Source organism: Micromonospora sp. CNZ297 (assembly GCF_007827625.1).
Genome location: NZ_VISU01000002.1, coordinates 1 through 14,785, shown reverse-complemented (window position 1 = coordinate 14,785; position 14,785 = coordinate 1). Strand labels below are relative to the sequence as shown.

Here is a 14,785-nt window from a genome sequence, read left to right as displayed (position 1 = left end):
GATCCCCGCCTGATGACCGGCCACGCGCCGGACGGTCCCGGCCTGCTGCGCAACTTCGTCGGCGGCGAGTTCGTCGACGTCGGCAGCCGGTTCACCAAGCGCAGCCCGGTCACCGGCGAGCCGGTGTTCGAGGTGGTCGAGGCGTCCCAGTCGACAGTGGACGACGCGGTCGCCGCGGCCCGGTCGGCGCTGCGCGGCCCGTGGGGCCGGATGGGGGAGCGGGAACGCGCCGAGGTGCTGCGCCGGGTCGCCGACGAGCTGGAACGGCGCTTCGACGACCTGGTCGCCGCCGAGGTCGCCGACACCGGCAAGGCCATCTCGCAGGCCCGTACGCTCGACATCCCGCGCGGCGCTGCGAACTTCCGGGCGTTCGCCGAGATCGTGGCCACCGCGCCCACCGAGTCGTTCACCACTGTCACCCCGACCGGGGGCCGGGCGCTGAACTACGCGGTCCGCAAGCCGGTCGGCGTGGTCGCGGTGATCGTGCCGTGGAACCTGCCGCTGCTGCTGCTCACCTGGAAGGTCGCCCCGGCCCTGGCCTGCGGGAACGCCGTGGTGGTCAAGCCCAGCGAGGAGACCCCCGCCTCGGCCACGCTGCTGGCCGAGGTGATGGCCGCGGCGGGCGTGCCCGACGGCGTGTTCAACCTGGTGCACGGCTTCGGCCCCGGCTCGGCCGGCGAGCACCTGACCCGGCACCCGGGCGTGGACGCGATCACGTTCACCGGCGAGTCGGCGACCGGAAGCGCGATCATGCGCGCCGCCGCCGACGGCGTGAAGGCGGTCAGCTTCGAGCTGGGCGGCAAGAACGCGGGCCTGGTGTTCGCCGACGCCGACCTGGACGCGGCGGTCGCCGGTTCGGTGCGGTCCAGCTTCACCAACGGCGGCCAGGTGTGCCTGTGCACCGAGCGCATCTACGTGCAGCGGCCGGTGTTCGAGGAGTTCACCGCGCGGCTGGCCAAGCGCGCCGACGAGCTGGCGTACGGCTGGCCGGACGACGAGGCCACGGCGAACATGCCGCTCATCTCGCACGGGCACCGGGACAAGGTGCTCGGCCACTACGCGCTGGCCCGTACCGAGGGCGCCGAGGTGCGCGCCGGCGGGGGCACGCCGCGCTTCGGGGACGCCCGCGACGGCGGGGCGTACGTGCAGCCGACGGTGCTCACCGGCCTGGGGGCGGACGCCCGCACCAACCAGGAGGAGATCTTCGGCCCGGTGGTGCACGTCGCGCCGTTCGACGACGAGGACGAGGCGTTCGCGCTGGCCAACGGCACCGCCTACGGCCTGGCGGCGACGGTGTGGACGCGGGACGTGGGCCGGGCGCACCGGGCCGGCACCCGGCTCGACGCCGGCATCGTCTGGGTGAACACCTGGTTCCTGCGCGACCTGCGCACCCCGTTCGGCGGCGTGAAGGCGTCCGGCGTGGGCCGCGAGGGCGGCGTGCACTCGCTCGACTTCTACTCCGAACTCACCAACGTCTGCGTGGACCTGTCATGAGCGCGCGCGGTGGGCAGAATGGCCGGAATCCCCAGCGACGTAAGCGAGGAGCCGCCATGACCGTGGACATCGAGGCCGCCAACCGGGAACTCGCAGTGGCCCGGCAGGAGGGGAAGCCCTGCCCGCCGCTGCGCGGCCGGCTGCTGCCCGAGGGCGACATCGAGGCCGCGTACCAGGTGCAGCAGGTCTACACCCGGCAACGGCTGGGCAAGGGACACCGCCGCGTCGGCGCGAAGATCGGGCTGACGTCGCGGACCGTGCAGGAGAGCTTCGGCGTCTTCCAGCCCGACTTCGGGGTGCTGTTCGACGACATGGCCGTCGGCGACGGCGTCGAGGTGCCGATCGGCCGGCTGCTCCAGCCGCGGGTGGAGGCGGAGATCGCCTTCGTGCTCGGCGCGGACCTGCCGGACGAGCGGGTCACCACAGTCGACCTGATCCGGGCGGTGGACCACGTGCTGCCGGCCATCGAGATCGTCGACTCGCGGATCGCCGACTGGGACATCTCCATCGTGGACACGGTCGCTGACAACGCCTCCAGTGGGCTGTTCGTGCTCGGCACCGCGCCCCGGCGGCTCGCCGACGTGGACCTGCGGCTGTGCGGCATGGTGCTGGAGCACGCCGGTGAGCCGGTCTCGGTCGGCGCGGGCGCGGCCTGCCTCGGCAATCCGCTGCACGCGTTGCAGTGGCTGGCCGCGACCATGGCCCGGGCGGGCGACCCGCTCAAGGCCGGTGACGTGGTGCTCTCCGGCGCGCTCGGGCCGATGGTGCCGGTCACGCCCGGCGCCGCGTACGAGGCGCGCATCTCCGGGCTCGGCTCGGTGCGTACCTGTTTCTCCTCGGAGGGAACGTCATGACTGTCGGAGTGGCGGTGCTCGGGTCGGGCAACATCGGCACCGACCTGATGATCAAGGTGTTGCGGCTCAGTGAGAGCCTGCGCATGGTGGCGATGGCCGGCATCGACCCGGCCTCGGACGGTCTGGCCCGGGCCCGCCGGCTCGGCGTGACCACCACCGCCGAGGGCGTCGACGGCCTCGTGGCGCTGCCCGAGTTCGCGGACGTCCAGCTCGTCTTCGACGCCACCTCGGCCGGCGCGCACAAGCGTCACGACGAGGTGCTGCGGGCGCACGGCCGTACCGTCGTCGACCTGACGCCCGCGGCGATCGGCCCGTACGTGGTGCCGCCGGTGAACCTCGACGAGCACCTGGGCGAGCCGAACGTCAACATGGTGACCTGCGGCGGCCAGGCCACAGTGCCGATCGTGCACGCGGTCGGCCGGGTCACCCCCGTCGCGTACGGCGAGATCGTCGCCTCGATCGCCTCGAAGTCGGCCGGGCCCGGCACCCGGGCCAACATCGACGAGTTCACCGAGACCACCGCCCGCGCCATCGAGGTGGTCGGCGGCGCCGAGCGCGGCAAGGCCATCATCGTGCTGAACCCGGCCGACCCGCCGCTGCTCATGCGGGACACGGTCTACTGCCTGTGCCCGGACGCCGACGCCGACCGGGGCGCGATCGCCGCCTCGGTGGCCGACATGGTGAAGGCCGTGCAGGAGTACGTGCCCGGCTACCGGCTCAAGCAGGACGTGCAGTTCGACGCCGTGGACACGTACGCGCCGGTGCTGGGCCGGCACTTCACCGGCCTCCAGGTGTCGGTGTTCCTGGAGGTCTCCGGCGCCGGGCACTACCTGCCCGCGTACGCCGGCAACCTGGACATCATGACGTCGGCCGCGCTGCGTACCGCGGAGCGGCTGGTGGCGCTGCGTTCCCCGGAGGTGAGTGCCCGATGACCGACCTCTACATCCAGGACGTGACGCTGCGCGACGGCATGCACGCCGTCGCCCACCGCTACACGGTCGACCAGGTGCGTACCATCGCCGCCGCGCTCGACGCGGCCGGTGTGGCGGCGGTCGAGGTGGCGCACGGCGACGGCCTGGCCGGTTCCAGCGTCAACTACGGGCACGGCGCCGCCGCCGACGCGGACTGGATCGCCGCCGCCGCCGAGGTGCTGACCACCGCGCGGCTCACCACGCTGCTGCTGCCGGGCATCGGCACCATCGCCGACCTGAAGGCGGCGAAGGCGCTCGGCGTGACCAGCGTCCGGATCGCCACCCACTGCACCGAGGCGGACATCTCCGCCCAGCACATCGCCTGGGCCCGGGAGAACGACATGGACGTCTCCGGGTTCCTCATGATGTCGCACCTCAACGACCCGGCCGGGCTGGCCGCGCAGGCCAAGCTGATGGAGTCGTACGGCGCGCACTGCGTCTACGTCACCGACTCCGGCGGCCGGCTGCTGATGTCGGACGTGGCGCAGCGCGTCGACGCGTACCGGCAGGTGCTGGAACCCGAGACGCAGATCGGCATCCACGCGCACCACAACCTGTCGCTGGGTGTGGCGAACAGCGTGCTGGCGGTCGAGCACGGCCGGATCCTCGGCGACGGCCCGCTCGGTTCGCCGTCCGGGCGGACCGTCCGGGTGGACGCGTCGCTCGCCGGCATGGGCGCCGGTGCGGGCAACGCGCCGCTGGAGGTCTTCGTCGCGGTCGCCGAGCTGCACGGCTGGAAGCACGGCTGCGACGTGTTCGCGCTGATGGACGCCGCCGACGACCTCGTCCGCCCGTTGCAGGACCGGCCGGTCCAGGTCGACCGGGAGACGCTCTCCCTGGGGTACGCGGGCGTCTACTCCAGCTTCCTGCGGCACGCCGAGCGGGCCTCGGCCAAGTACGGCGTGGACGTCCGCTCGATCCTGGTCGAGCTGGGCCGTCGCCGGATGGTCGGCGGCCAGGAGGACATGATCGTGGACGTGGCATTGGACCTGGCGGGTAGGGAGAACTCATGATCGGGCCGGACATCGCCGGCATCGCGGAGAAGCTGGGTGCGGCGGCCGACGACGCCACCGCGATCCCGCAGCTGGCCGCCGAGACCGGCCTCGACGTCGACGCCGCGTACGCGGTGCAGACCGCGCTGGTCAAGCGCCGCCTCGACCGGGGTGAGCGGCTGGTCGGCCTCAAGATGGGGCTCACCAGCAAGGCCAAGATGGCGCAGGTCGGCGTGGACGAGGTGATCTGGGGCCGGCTGACCGACGTGATGCGGGTGCCCGACGGCGGCGGCGTCGACGTCGGCGATTTCATCCACCCCCGGGTCGAGCCGGAGGTGGCGTTCCTGCTGGACCGGCTGCCCGACCCGGGCGAACCGGTCGGCTCGTTCACCCGTGCCGTCCGCGCGGTCGCCCCGGCGATCGAGCTGATCGACTCCCGGTACGCGAACTTCACCTTCTCGCTGCCGGACGTGATCGCCGACAACACCTCGGCCGCCGCGTTCGTGGTGGGGCCGTGGTCGCCGGTGCCGGACGGGCTGGACAACCTCGGCGTGCTGCTGGAGATCGACGGGCGGGTGGCGCAGGTCGGCTCGACCGCTGCCATCCTCGGCGACCCGCGCCGCGCGCTGGACGAGGGGCTGCGGCTGGCCGGCCGGCACGGCGTACGACTGCGCAAGGGCTGGGTGTTCCTGGCCGGCGCGGCCACCGCCGCGGTGCCGCTGCGCCCCGGTGCGCACGTCCGCGCCACTGTCGAGAAGCTGGGTTCCGCCTCTCTGAAGGCCCTCTCGTGAGCGCGAGGAGTGAGCCGGGTCTGCGAGCCCCGCAGTCGCGAACGGAAAGCGGCCCGGTGAGCGCGAGGAGTGAGCCGGGTCTGCGAGCCCCGCAGTCGCGAACGGAAGGCGGTTCTGCCGTGACCGCCCGGGTGGTGGCCGGGAAGGCCGTGCCGCGGGGGGCGTTCCCGCACGTCAAGGTGGCCGGCGGGTTCGTCTACGTCTCCGGTACGTCGTCGCGCCGGCCGGACAACACGTTCGCCGGGGTGTCGGTGGACGAGTTCGGCACCACCGACCTGGACATCCGGGAGCAGACCCGGGCCGTGGTCGAGAACATCCGCGACCTGCTCCGCTCGGTCGGCGCCGACCTGAACGACCTGGTGCAGGTCACCAGCTACCTGGTCAACATGAACGACTTCGGCGGCTACAACGAGGTGTGGGCGGAGTTCTTCGACGCCACCGGGCCGACCCGGACCACAGTCGCCGTGCACCAGCTTCCGCACCCGCATCTGCTGATCGAGATGCAGGCCGTCGCCCTATTTCCGTCGGGAGGTTCCCATGAGTGAGATCGCCGAGCCGTTCAGCTTCTCCGGCTGGATCGGCGAGAACCAGCACCTGCTCAAGCCCCCGGTGGGCAACAAGGAGATGCTGCCCGGCAGCGACGACTTCATCGTCATGGTGGTGGGCGGCCCGAACCAGCGCACGGACTTCCACGTCGACCCGTACGAGGAGTTCTTCTACCAGGTCAAGGGCAACATGCACATCAACCTGATGCTGCCCGAGGGCCCGCGTACGGTGCACGTGCGCGAGGGGCAGATGTGGATGCTGCCGCGCAACACGCCGCACTCGCCGCAGCGTCCCGAGGCCGGCTCGATCGGCATGGTGATCGAGCGGGTCCGCGAGGAAGGCACGCTGGAGAAGTTCCAGTGGTACTGCGGCGAGTGCCACCACAAGGTGCACGAGGTGGAGTTGCAGGTCCGCGACATCGCCGCCGACCTGCCCCCGGTCTTCGCCACGTTCTACGCCGACGAGAAGGCCCGTACCTGCGACAACTGCGGCGCGCTGCACCCGGGCAAGGGCTGACGCGTGCCGGTCGTGGACGTGCACACGCACGTCGTACCGAAGGGGTGGCCGGACCTCGCCGCGGCGTGCGGCGGGTCCGGCTGGCCCTGGCTGCGGGTGGACTCCGAGCGCGCCGCCATGATCATGGTGGGGGAGACGGAGTTCCGCCCGATCGGCGCGCAGTGCTGGGACGCGCCGACCCGGCTGGCCGACATGGAGGCCGACGGCGTGGACGTGCAGGTCGTCTCGCCCACCCCGGTGTTCTTCAGCTACGACCGACCGGCCGACCAGGCGGTCAAGGTGGCCCGGATCTTCAACGACCTCACGCTGGAGGTCACAGCGGCCGGCAACGGCCGGCTGGTGCCGTTCTGCCAGGTGCCGTTGCAGGACCCGGACGCGGCCTGCGCCGAGCTGGACCGCTGCCTGTCGGCGGGGCACGCCGGCGTGGAGATCGGCAACCACGTCGGCGACCGGGACCTGGACGACGAGGGCATCGTGCAGTTCCTGACCCACTGCGCCGAGGTCGGCGCGCCGGTGTTCGTGCACCCGTGGGACATGCCCGGCGGCCCCCGGCTGGACCGGTGGATGGCCCGCTGGCTGACCGGGATGCCGGCCGAGACGCACCTGTCGGTGCTCGCGCTGATCCTCGGCGGCGTGTTCGACCGGGTGCCGGACACGCTGCGGATCTGCTTCGCGCACGGCGGCGGCAGCTTCCCGTTCTGGCTGGGCCGCGCCGACAACGCCTGGCACCGCCGCGGAGACCTGGTGCGCGGCGCGTCCAGCGCGCCGCCCAGCTCGTACGTCGACAGGTTCCACGTCGACTCGGTGGTCTTCGAGCCGGCCGCGCTGCGGCTGCTCGTGGACACCATGGGCGCCGAGCGGGTGCTGCTCGGCAGCGACTACCCGTACCCGCTGGGGGAGCGGCCGGTCGGCCAGGTGGTGCACCGGGCGGACTTCCTCACCGACGCGCAGCGGGACGCGTTGCTCGGCGGCAACGCGCTGCGGTTCCTCGGCCGCTGACGAACTCCGGGTGCGTCTGCCGAGGGCAGACGCACCCGGAACGGCTCAGGAGTGCGGGCAGGTGTCCCGGTACTCCTCGATCGCGGTGCCGCGAGGCGCCGGGCAGAGGAACTGCTCGTAGCGGGTGTCGTCGTCGACGAACCGCTTGAGCCACGAGATGCTGTATTTCGCGACTGTCACGTTCGGCGAGGTCGGCGCCGAGTGGCTGGCCGCGTTCAACTCCAGGTACGCCTTGTCCAGTGTGGCCGGCAGGCTGGTGTAGAACGGCTCCGAGTGCGACGACACCGGCGCCACCGAGTCGTTCTCGGCGCCGATGACGAGCGTCGGCACGCGTACCGACGACCAGTTCTTCGTCGTGTGCCAGCCGGTCAGCGGGATCGCCGCCTGGAGCGCGGGCCGGGCGTTCGCCGCCGACAGGCTGCCGCCGCCGCCCATCGAGTGCCCCATCACGGCGAGCCGGTTGCGGTCGATCCGGGTACGTACCGCGCTGGTGTTGGTCAGGTAGTCCAGAGCGGCCAGGAGCTGGGTGCCGCGGCTGGCCGGCTGGTCGTAGACGGAGAGGGTGTCGATGGTGATGACCACGAAGCCCTGCGAGGCCAGCCGCGGCCCGAGCCAGGAGACTGCCGACTGGCCGGCGGTGAAGCCGGGGGAGATCGCGACCGCGCCGAACGTGCCCTCGGCGGTGCTGGTCGGGTAGTAGATCGTGCCACCGCGGAAGCCGCTGACGCTCGATGCGGAGACGGTGGTCTGGGCGGTCGCGAACGGGCCCCGGGTGGCCTCGATGGAGGCGGTGGTGGGCGCGGGGCCGCGCTCGTAGGGGTTCGCGGCCAGCGCTGCCGCCGGCCCGCCGTCACCGGCGCCGGCCGGGGTCACCGGCAGGGCGGCGAGGCCGGCGGCGGTCAGGGCGAGGGCGAGCAGGGGGCGCAGGGCGCGCGGAAGCCGGGACGGGCGGTCCGGTGTGCCGGGTGCGTGGTGCACGGCGTGCTCCTCGGGGTGGTGGGGGGCGGCCTTCGATCGACTTTCGTCGATCTCCACATCCTGCGCGTCACGCCCGCCCGGCGGACCATCCCGAACCGGTCATGTCACCCGCATATGGACCGGCCGCCGCGGGCCGGATCACCCGCATATGGACCTGCCGCCGGACGTGTCGCCCGGCCTCCCGGCCGCCGGACCGGCAGGATGGACGGCATGGCCGAGCCGCACGACCTGACCGCGCTGGAGCAGGCCGCCGCGATCCGCCGGGGCGAGCTGTCCAGCCTGGAACTGGTCGAGCACCACCTGCGCCGGGTCGAAGGGCTCGGCGACACCGTCGGCGCGTTCGTCACAGTCACCGCCGAGCAGGCCCGGAGCGCCGCCCGTGCCGCCGACGCGCTCGCGGCCGAGGGACGCGGCCCGCTGCACGGGGTGCCGACCGCGATCAAGGACCTCACGCTCACCGCCGGGGTCCGCACCACCTTCGGCTCCGCGGCCTTCGCCGACTTCGTCCCACCCGTCGACGCCGACGTGGTCCGCCTCCTGGCCGACGCCGGCCTGGTCAGCCTCGGCAAGACCACCACCTCCGAACTCGGCTGCTCGCTCTACTCGGAAGGGCTGGTGGCGCCGCCGGCCCGAAACCCGTGGGACCTCGCGTACACCGCGGGCGGATCCAGCGGCGGCGCGGCAGCCGCGGTCGCCGCCGGGCTGGTGCCGGTGGCTCAGGGCTCCGACGGCGGCGGCTCGCTGCGCATCCCGGCCGCGCTCTGCGGCCTGGTCGGCTACAAACCCAGCCGGGGCATGGTCTCCGGCGGGCCGCTCGGCTTCGGCGGCTTCGGGCTGCCGGTGAACGGGCCGATCGGCCGCACCGTCGCCGACGTGGCCGCGCTGCTCGACGTGCTCGCCCGCCCGGTGCCCGGCGAGCCGTACCTGCCGCCGGCCGCGCCCGCCGGCGGCTACCTCGGCGTCACCCGCGCCGCCCGCGTCACCGGCCCCGGCCGGCTGCGCGTCGGCCGCTTCACCACGCCGATGCTCGCCGACGAACCGGTCCACCCGGACTGCGTGGCCGCCGTCGACCGGGCCGCCGCGCTGCTGACCGACGCCGGCCACGAGGTGGTCGACGTCCCCGCGCCGCTCGGCCCCGAGGCGTGGCCGCTGTTCGAGACCGTCTGGTACGCGCTGGCTGTCACCCCCGTCCCGGCCGGGCGGGAGGGCGACCTGCTGCCACTGACCCGGTACCTGCGCGAGCGCGGCGAGGCGCTGGGCGCGGCCCGGCTGATGGCCGCGCTCGGCGAACTCCAGGCGCAGGTACGCCGTGGCGTACGCCGTACCGCCGGGTGTGACCTGCTGCTCTGCCCGACGCTCGCGGCCCCGCAGGCGCCGGTGGGCGCGTTCGCCGCCCTCGAACCGGCAGAGGACTTCGACCGGCAGCGGCGCTTCTCGCCGTACTGCGCGGTCTTCAACGTCACGGGCGATCCGTCCGTTTCGTTGCCTCTCGGACGGACCACCGACGGGCTTCCGGTCGGGGTGCTCCTCACCGGCCGGTACGGCGACGACGCGACACTGCTCGCCACTGCCGCGCAACTGGAGTACCGGAGTGACGGATGGGATCAGCACCCCGCAATCTGGCGGGCCGCCGACTCCGCTAACGTGAACATCACAAGTGACGTGGGGCGCGACCGGTCCTGACCGGCCGACCCGCACCATTCCTGGTCTCTCTTTCCGCCTGGGGGCGTTGGGATTGTCTGTTACCGAGACGTTGGTGGTCTTCGTCGGCATCCCGGCCGCCGCGGTGCTGCTGATCGCCGCCCTGGCGGCCGTCGGCAGCCGCGGCAACGGTGGCGGCGCCAAGCGCTACCGGCCGGGCCGGCCCTTCGACTTCACTCCGGTCTGGTTCCTGGGCCGTCCGGAGCAGCTGGCCGACTCGGCCGGCACGGCGCTGGCCGCCGGGGCGCAGGCGCCGGCGTTGACCAGCCGCAAGCAGGAGCAGGCCGGCCGGGAGGCGCCGGCCGGTGGAACCGGAGGCGCAAGTGACCGTTGGTGAAGCGCGGCCCACGACGGGGACGGGCACCCCGCCCGAGGTGCTGGACGGACCGTTCTCGACCCGTCAGCTGCTCCGCATCGACGAGGCCCTGCGCCTCGCCGACCAGGGCACCGGTCTGGTCTTCTCGGTCTACGTCGGCGGCCTCGACGAGCCGATCCGGGAGCACGCCGAGCGGCTGCACCGCCAGCTCGCCGACCCGGACCGCTCGGTGCTGATCGCGGTGTCGCCCAACCAGCGGCAGCTGGAGATCGTCACCGGCAAGTACGCGCGCAAGCGCATCCCGGACACGTACGCCAAGCTGGCCGCGCTCTCCATGGTGGCCTCCTTCGGCGGCGGCGACCTGGCCGGCGGCATCATCCAGGGCCTCGACCAGCTCGCCAGCCACGCCGGCAAGGGCTGATCCCCGCCCGCACACACGACGAAGCCCGGCCCCGCGTACGCGTGGGCCGGGCTTTCTCGTGTCAGCGGGGCTGGCCCACGACAACGGCCGGGGCCGGCGCGGACTGCCACCCGCGCCGGCCCCGGCCGACGTGCCTCACTCAGGCGCTGCGCGCGTCCCGCTCCCGGGCCTTCAGCGCGCGGACCACGCCGTCGCGGCCCTCGGCGACAAGCCGCCGCAGCGACGCCGGCCGGCCGTCCTGGGCCAGCCACGCGTCGGTGGCCGCGACGGTGTCCTCCTCGACCAGGTGCGCCGGGTAGGCGAGCTGCACGAACTCCTGCGCCGGCTCGCTGTCGCGCTGCGCCCACACCTGGTCCACCGTGGCGAAGTACCGCTCCCGGTAGGGCGCGGTCAGCTCGACCTGCGCCGCGTGGGTGAAGCCCTGCAACAGCGCCCGGTTGCGCCAGTTGGGCAGCGCGTCCGGGCCGGTGAGCAGCGCCCACACCGCGGCCTTGTTCTCGACGGTCGGCACCAGCGCGTACGCGTACGCGGCCTCCCGCTCGCCGCTGGCGGTACGGTCGCCGGCCAGCTCCGCGTCCACGTCGGCGGCACCGGCCGCGCCGTTGGCGACCAGCGACTGGAGCACCGTCCAGCGCAGCTCCGTGTCGACGGTCAGCCCCTCCGGCACCCCGTTGCCGTCCAGCCAGCCGCGCAGCGTGGCCAGGTCCTCACCGGAGCGGGCCGACGAGGCGTACGACCGGGCCCAGGCGAGCTGGAAGCCGCTCCCCGGCTCGGCCGCCGCGAGCGCGGTCCGCGCGGTACGGGCCAGGTCGGCCCAGCCGGTCGGCGCCCACGCCGGGTCGGCGTAGAAGGTGAGCGCCGTGGTCGCCTGCCGCAGCGTGGCCGTCACCAGGTTGATGTCGGTCTCGGCGGTCAGCCCGGCCAGCACCAGCGCCACGTAGTCGCGGGCCGACAGCTCGGCGTCGCGGGTCATGTCCCAGGCGGCGGTCCAGCACAGCGCCCGGGCCAGCGACGAGTCGAAGCCGGCGATGTGCTGCACCACAGTGGCCATCGACCGCTCGTCCAGCCGCAGCTTGGCGTACGTGAGGTCCTCGTCGTTGAGCAGCAGCACGTCGGCGGCCGGCTTGCCGTGCAGCTCGGACAGCTCGGTCAGCTCGCCGGTCACGTCCGTCTCGATCAGCTCGCGGCGCACCAGCCGGCCGTCGGTCAGGTCGTACAGGCCGACGCCGATGCGGTGGGTACGCAGCGTCGGGTAGGCCGACGGCGCCTCCTGCCGGACCACCACCCGCTCGTACGTGCCGTCGGCGCCGATGGTCACCTCCGGGCGCAACGTGTTGACCTGCGCGGTCTCCAGCCACTGGGCGGCGAACTTGCGCAGCTCCCGGCCGGAGGCCGCCTCCAGTTCGGACAGCAGGTCGTCGAAGGTGGCGTTGCCCCAGGCGTACTTGCCGAAGTAGGCGCGCAGGCCGGCCAGGAACGGCTCCTCGCCCACGTACGCGACGAGCTGCTTGAGCACGCTCGCGCCCTTGGCGTACGTGATGCCGTCGAAGTTGACCTCGACGGCCTCCAGGTCCGGCATCTCGCAGTAGACCGGGTGGGTGGAGGAGAGCTGGTCCTGCCGGTAACCCCAGTTCTTGCGGATCGACAGGAACGTGGTCCAGGCGTCGGTGAAGCGGGTGGCGTGCGTGTTGCACCAGTGGCTGGCCCATTCGGCGAACGACTCGTTGAGCCACAGGTCGTTCCACCAGCGCATGGTGACCAGGTCACCGAACCACATGTGCGCCAGCTCGTGCAGGATCGTGTTGGCGCGCTGCTCGTACTCGAAGTCGGTGACCTGCGAGCGGAAGATGTAGTGCGACTCGGCGTGCGTGACGCAGCCGAAATTCTCCATCGCGCCGGCGTTGAAGTCCGGCACCCAGAGCTGGTCGTACTTGGGCAGCGGGTAGCGCACCCCGAACTTCTCCTGGAAGAAGTCGAAGCCCTGCGTGGTGATCAGGTGCAGGTCGTCGGCGTCCATGTGCGGGGCCATGCTGGCCCGGCAGAAGTAGCCCATGTCGATGCCGTCGTGGGTGCGCCGCACCTCGTGGTACGGCCCGGCGCAGAGCGCGGTGATGTAGGTGCTCATCCGCTCCGACACGGTGAAGTGCACCGTCTTCAGGCCCTCACCGGCGGCCTCCTCGCGGGCCACCGGCATGTTCGACACGACCCGCCAGTGGTCCGGGACGGTGGCGTGCCAGGTGTAGACGCTCTTCAGGTCGGGCTGGTCGAAGCAGGCGTAGACCTTCTGCGCGTCGGCGGTCTCGAACTGGCTGTAGAGGTAGGTCTCGCCGTCCACCGGGTCGACGGTCCGGTGCAGGCCCTGCCCGCTGTTGGAGTAGCCGAAGTCGGCGTCGACCACCAGCACGTTCTCGGCGGCCAGACCGCTGAGCGTGAGTCCCTTCTCGGCGGACCAGCCGGACAGGTCCACCGGCTCGCCGTTGAGTGTGGCCGACCGCACCGATTCGGCGGCTGTCTCGATGAACGTGGTCGCCCCCGGTTCGGCGCAGCGGAACCGGACCTCGGTCACCGAGCGGAACGTGCGACCGGTGGGCTGCACCGCGGTCGACAGGTCAAGGCTGATGTCGTACCCGGTCACCTCGAGCAGGCGGGCCCGCTCCGTCGCCTCGACCTGGGTCAGGTTGCGCACTCCCGGCACTGTTCGTCTCCATCCCACTCGTCTCGCCGCGCCCCGCGGCGCCGGTTCTGCCCGGCCGCTCGTGACGGCCCGTCGAGAACCGAGTCTTCCATGCACGGACCGCTCCCGGTGGTCGAGGTCACGCTCTCATTCCGGTACCGGTCGACGGGGTACGGGGTGAGGATCGGAGGTGACCGCGCCGGGTCCCCGGCGCGACGATGCCGTGAAGGGAAAACACCGTGACCGAACGTGTCACCGCGGACATGTGGTTCGACCCGCTGTGCCCGTGGGCGTGGATCACCTCCCGTTGGCTGCTGGAGGTCGAGCAGGTCCGGGATGTGGACATCCGGTTCCACGTGATGAGTCTGTCCGTGCTCAACGACGGCCGGGAGCTGCCGGAGGAGTACCGGGACCTGATGCGCGACGGCTGGGGCCCGGTGCGGGTGTGCATCGCCGTCGAGCAGGCGCACGGCGCCGAGGCGCTGGCGAAGCTCTACACCGCGATGGGCACCCGGATCCACCTCGGCAAGGAGGGCCTGGGCCGGGACATGCTGGTGGGCGCGCTCACCGAGGTGGGCCTGGACCCGGCGCTCGCCGACGCGGCCGAGTCCACCCAGTACGACGAGGCGCTGCGGGCCAGCCACGAGGCGGGCATGCGGCCGGTCGGCACCGACGTGGGCACCCCGGTGATCCACGCCCCGGGTCCGGACGGCGGGCAGGTCGCCTTCTTCGGCCCGGTGATCACCCCGGCGCCGAAGGGCGAGGCGGCCGGCCGCCTCTGGGACGGCGTGCTGCTCGTCGCCGGCACCCCCGGCTTCTACGAGCTGAAGCGCACCCGGGAGCAGGGCCCCATCTTCGACTGAGGGGTAAGGAAGGGCCCCTTCTTAACGCCTCCGGTAGAGGAAGGGCCCCTTCTTAACACCGGCAGCACGCCCCGAGCCCCGCACCCGCCCGTCACCGGGCCGGTGCGGGGCTCGTTTCACCGGGTGTCCCAGCCGACGGCCCGCGGGGCCGCAACACGGCAGCTCCTGGAGGCGTTCCCATGGCCAAGCACCGCCACATGTCCGACGACGCGCCGCGGCAGGCGACCGAGGACTCCGGTGCGACGTACTGGTCGGTGACCGAGAGCCACTGGCCGGCCGGCCCGGCCGAGGTGGCCGACCTGCTGGCCCCGCCGATCGTGGTCGGCGTGGCCCGGGTGGTGGCCACCTCGCGGATGACACCGCCGGGCGAGACCGGCCGCCCCGGCCGCGCGCCGTCGCGGCCCGGCGCCGCCGCCCACCCGGCCGCCGCGGGGGCGACGACGGTACGCCTCAACGCCGGCTCCCGCCCCGCCCCGGCGACCCGCCGCCCGACGCCGGGCCGGCACCGCAACTCCACCGCCTGAGCTGCCCTTCCCGGCGTTAAGAAGGGGCCCTTCCTCTACCGGAGGCGTTAAGTGAGTGTTTGAGATTCCGGCTCAGGTGTGGGTTGCCTGGGCCGGTTTCGTGTGTCGGGCCAGGCGGGTGACCATGACGTGGATCATGGCCCAG

General features: G+C 72.8%; 15 protein-coding genes. 13 read left to right on the top strand and 2 right to left on the bottom strand.

The genetic code is table 11. From position 1 onward, the window contains the following. Window positions 1–12 precede the first annotated feature (12 nt). The 8 genes from FB454_RS03375 to FB454_RS03340 all read left to right on the top strand — a co-directional run bounded on the left by FB454_RS03375 (window position 13) and on the right by FB454_RS03340 (window position 7,163). Complete coding sequence (locus tag FB454_RS03375) at window positions 13–1,494, top strand: 2-hydroxymuconic semialdehyde dehydrogenase (protein WP_145753053.1); 1,482 nt, start codon at window positions 13–15, stop codon at window positions 1,492–1,494. A gap of 56 nt (window positions 1,495–1,550) precedes the next feature. Beyond that, on the top strand, window positions 1,551–2,348 hold the full coding sequence (locus FB454_RS03370) for a 2-keto-4-pentenoate hydratase (RefSeq protein WP_013288063.1): 798 nt from the start codon (window positions 1,551–1,553) through the stop codon (window positions 2,346–2,348). Beyond that, a complete protein-coding gene (locus tag FB454_RS03365; protein ID WP_013288062.1) occupies window positions 2,345–3,280 on the top strand; it encodes an acetaldehyde dehydrogenase (acetylating) in 936 nt (311 codons plus the stop codon). Before FB454_RS03370 ends, FB454_RS03365 begins: the two co-directional genes overlap by 4 nt. Continuing rightward, window positions 3,277–4,332 (top strand): 4-hydroxy-2-oxovalerate aldolase, encoded by a 1,056-nt coding sequence (dmpG, locus tag FB454_RS03360; protein WP_013288061.1) that lies wholly within the window; start codon window positions 3,277–3,279, stop codon window positions 4,330–4,332. Before FB454_RS03365 ends, dmpG begins: the two co-directional genes overlap by 4 nt. Further along, window positions 4,329–5,102, top strand: a complete 774-nt coding sequence (locus FB454_RS03355) for a 2-keto-4-pentenoate hydratase (RefSeq protein ID WP_013288060.1) — start codon at window positions 4,329–4,331, stop codon at window positions 5,100–5,102. Before dmpG ends, FB454_RS03355 begins: the two co-directional genes overlap by 4 nt. Window positions 5,103–5,221: 119 nt before the next feature. Then, complete coding sequence (locus FB454_RS03350; RefSeq protein WP_145752754.1) at window positions 5,222–5,647, top strand: RidA family protein; 426 nt, start codon at window positions 5,222–5,224, stop codon at window positions 5,645–5,647. Beyond that, a complete protein-coding gene (locus FB454_RS03345; RefSeq protein WP_145822472.1) occupies window positions 5,640–6,164 on the top strand; it encodes a 3-hydroxyanthranilate 3,4-dioxygenase in 525 nt (174 codons plus the stop codon). Before FB454_RS03350 ends, FB454_RS03345 begins: the two co-directional genes overlap by 8 nt. A 3-nt stretch (window positions 6,165–6,167) precedes the next feature. Beyond that, window positions 6,168–7,163 carry an amidohydrolase family protein gene (locus FB454_RS03340; protein WP_013288057.1) on the top strand — a complete coding sequence of 332 codons (996 nt, stop codon included), beginning with the start codon at window positions 6,168–6,170 and terminating at the stop codon, window positions 7,161–7,163. A 45-nt stretch (window positions 7,164–7,208) separates the two neighbouring features. Here the strand turns inward: FB454_RS03340 and FB454_RS03335 are convergent, their stop codons facing one another. Next, window positions 7,209–8,141, bottom strand: a complete 933-nt coding sequence (locus tag FB454_RS03335) for a poly(ethylene terephthalate) hydrolase family protein (RefSeq protein ID WP_013288056.1) — start codon at window positions 8,139–8,141, stop codon at window positions 7,209–7,211. 210 nt (window positions 8,142–8,351) lie between these two features. On the opposite strand from FB454_RS03335, the gene FB454_RS03330 reads away from it, so the two are divergent. Genes FB454_RS03330 through FB454_RS03320 form a run of 3 tightly spaced genes read left to right on the top strand, consistent with a single transcriptional unit; the run spans window position 8,352 to window position 10,579 of the window. Next, window positions 8,352–9,824 carry an amidase gene (locus tag FB454_RS03330; RefSeq protein ID WP_030273311.1) on the top strand — a complete coding sequence of 491 codons (1,473 nt, stop codon included), beginning with the start codon at window positions 8,352–8,354 and terminating at the stop codon, window positions 9,822–9,824. A gap of 46 nt (window positions 9,825–9,870) precedes the next feature. Continuing rightward, window positions 9,871–10,179 (top strand): aa3-type cytochrome oxidase subunit CtaJ, encoded by a 309-nt coding sequence (ctaJ, locus tag FB454_RS03325; protein WP_013288054.1) that lies wholly within the window; start codon window positions 9,871–9,873, stop codon window positions 10,177–10,179. Then, complete coding sequence (locus FB454_RS03320; protein WP_013475476.1) at window positions 10,166–10,579, top strand: DUF5130 family protein; 414 nt, start codon at window positions 10,166–10,168, stop codon at window positions 10,577–10,579. Before ctaJ ends, FB454_RS03320 begins: the two co-directional genes overlap by 14 nt. 139 nt (window positions 10,580–10,718) lie before the next feature. Here the strand turns inward: FB454_RS03320 and pepN are convergent, their stop codons facing one another. Continuing rightward, window positions 10,719–13,265 carry an aminopeptidase N gene (gene pepN / locus FB454_RS03315; RefSeq protein ID WP_047892637.1) on the bottom strand — a complete coding sequence of 849 codons (2,547 nt, stop codon included), beginning with the start codon at window positions 13,263–13,265 and terminating at the stop codon, window positions 10,719–10,721. Window positions 13,266–13,492: 227 nt separating this feature from the next. On the opposite strand from pepN, the gene FB454_RS03310 reads away from it, so the two are divergent. Beyond that, on the top strand, window positions 13,493–14,116 hold the full coding sequence (locus FB454_RS03310; RefSeq protein WP_013475477.1) for a mycothiol-dependent nitroreductase Rv2466c family protein: 624 nt from the start codon (window positions 13,493–13,495) through the stop codon (window positions 14,114–14,116). Window positions 14,117–14,295: 179 nt separating this feature from the next. Next, window positions 14,296–14,640: a hypothetical protein gene (locus tag FB454_RS03305; RefSeq protein ID WP_013288050.1), complete on the top strand. Its 345-nt coding sequence runs from the start codon at window positions 14,296–14,298 to the stop codon at window positions 14,638–14,640. The last annotated feature ends 145 nt before the right edge of the window (window positions 14,641–14,785 follow it).

Bases quoted from the DNA above. Each gene is read 5' to 3' on its own strand.
- FB454_RS03375 (WP_145753053.1), top strand. From the start codon at position 13: ATGACCGGCCACGCGCCGGACGGTCCCGGCCTGCTGCGCAACTTCGTC.
- FB454_RS03370 (WP_013288063.1), top strand. From the start codon at position 1,551: ATGACCGTGGACATCGAGGCCGCCAACCGGGAACTCGCAGTGGCCCGG.
- FB454_RS03365 (WP_013288062.1), top strand. From the start codon at position 2,345: ATGACTGTCGGAGTGGCGGTGCTCGGGTCGGGCAACATCGGCACCGAC.
- dmpG (WP_013288061.1), top strand. From the start codon at position 3,277: ATGACCGACCTCTACATCCAGGACGTGACGCTGCGCGACGGCATGCAC.
- FB454_RS03355 (WP_013288060.1), top strand. From the start codon at position 4,329: ATGATCGGGCCGGACATCGCCGGCATCGCGGAGAAGCTGGGTGCGGCG.
- FB454_RS03345 (WP_145822472.1), top strand. From the start codon at position 5,640: ATGAGTGAGATCGCCGAGCCGTTCAGCTTCTCCGGCTGGATCGGCGAG.
- FB454_RS03330 (WP_030273311.1), top strand. From the start codon at position 8,352: ATGGCCGAGCCGCACGACCTGACCGCGCTGGAGCAGGCCGCCGCGATC.
- FB454_RS03305 (WP_013288050.1), top strand. From the start codon at position 14,296: ATGGCCAAGCACCGCCACATGTCCGACGACGCGCCGCGGCAGGCGACC.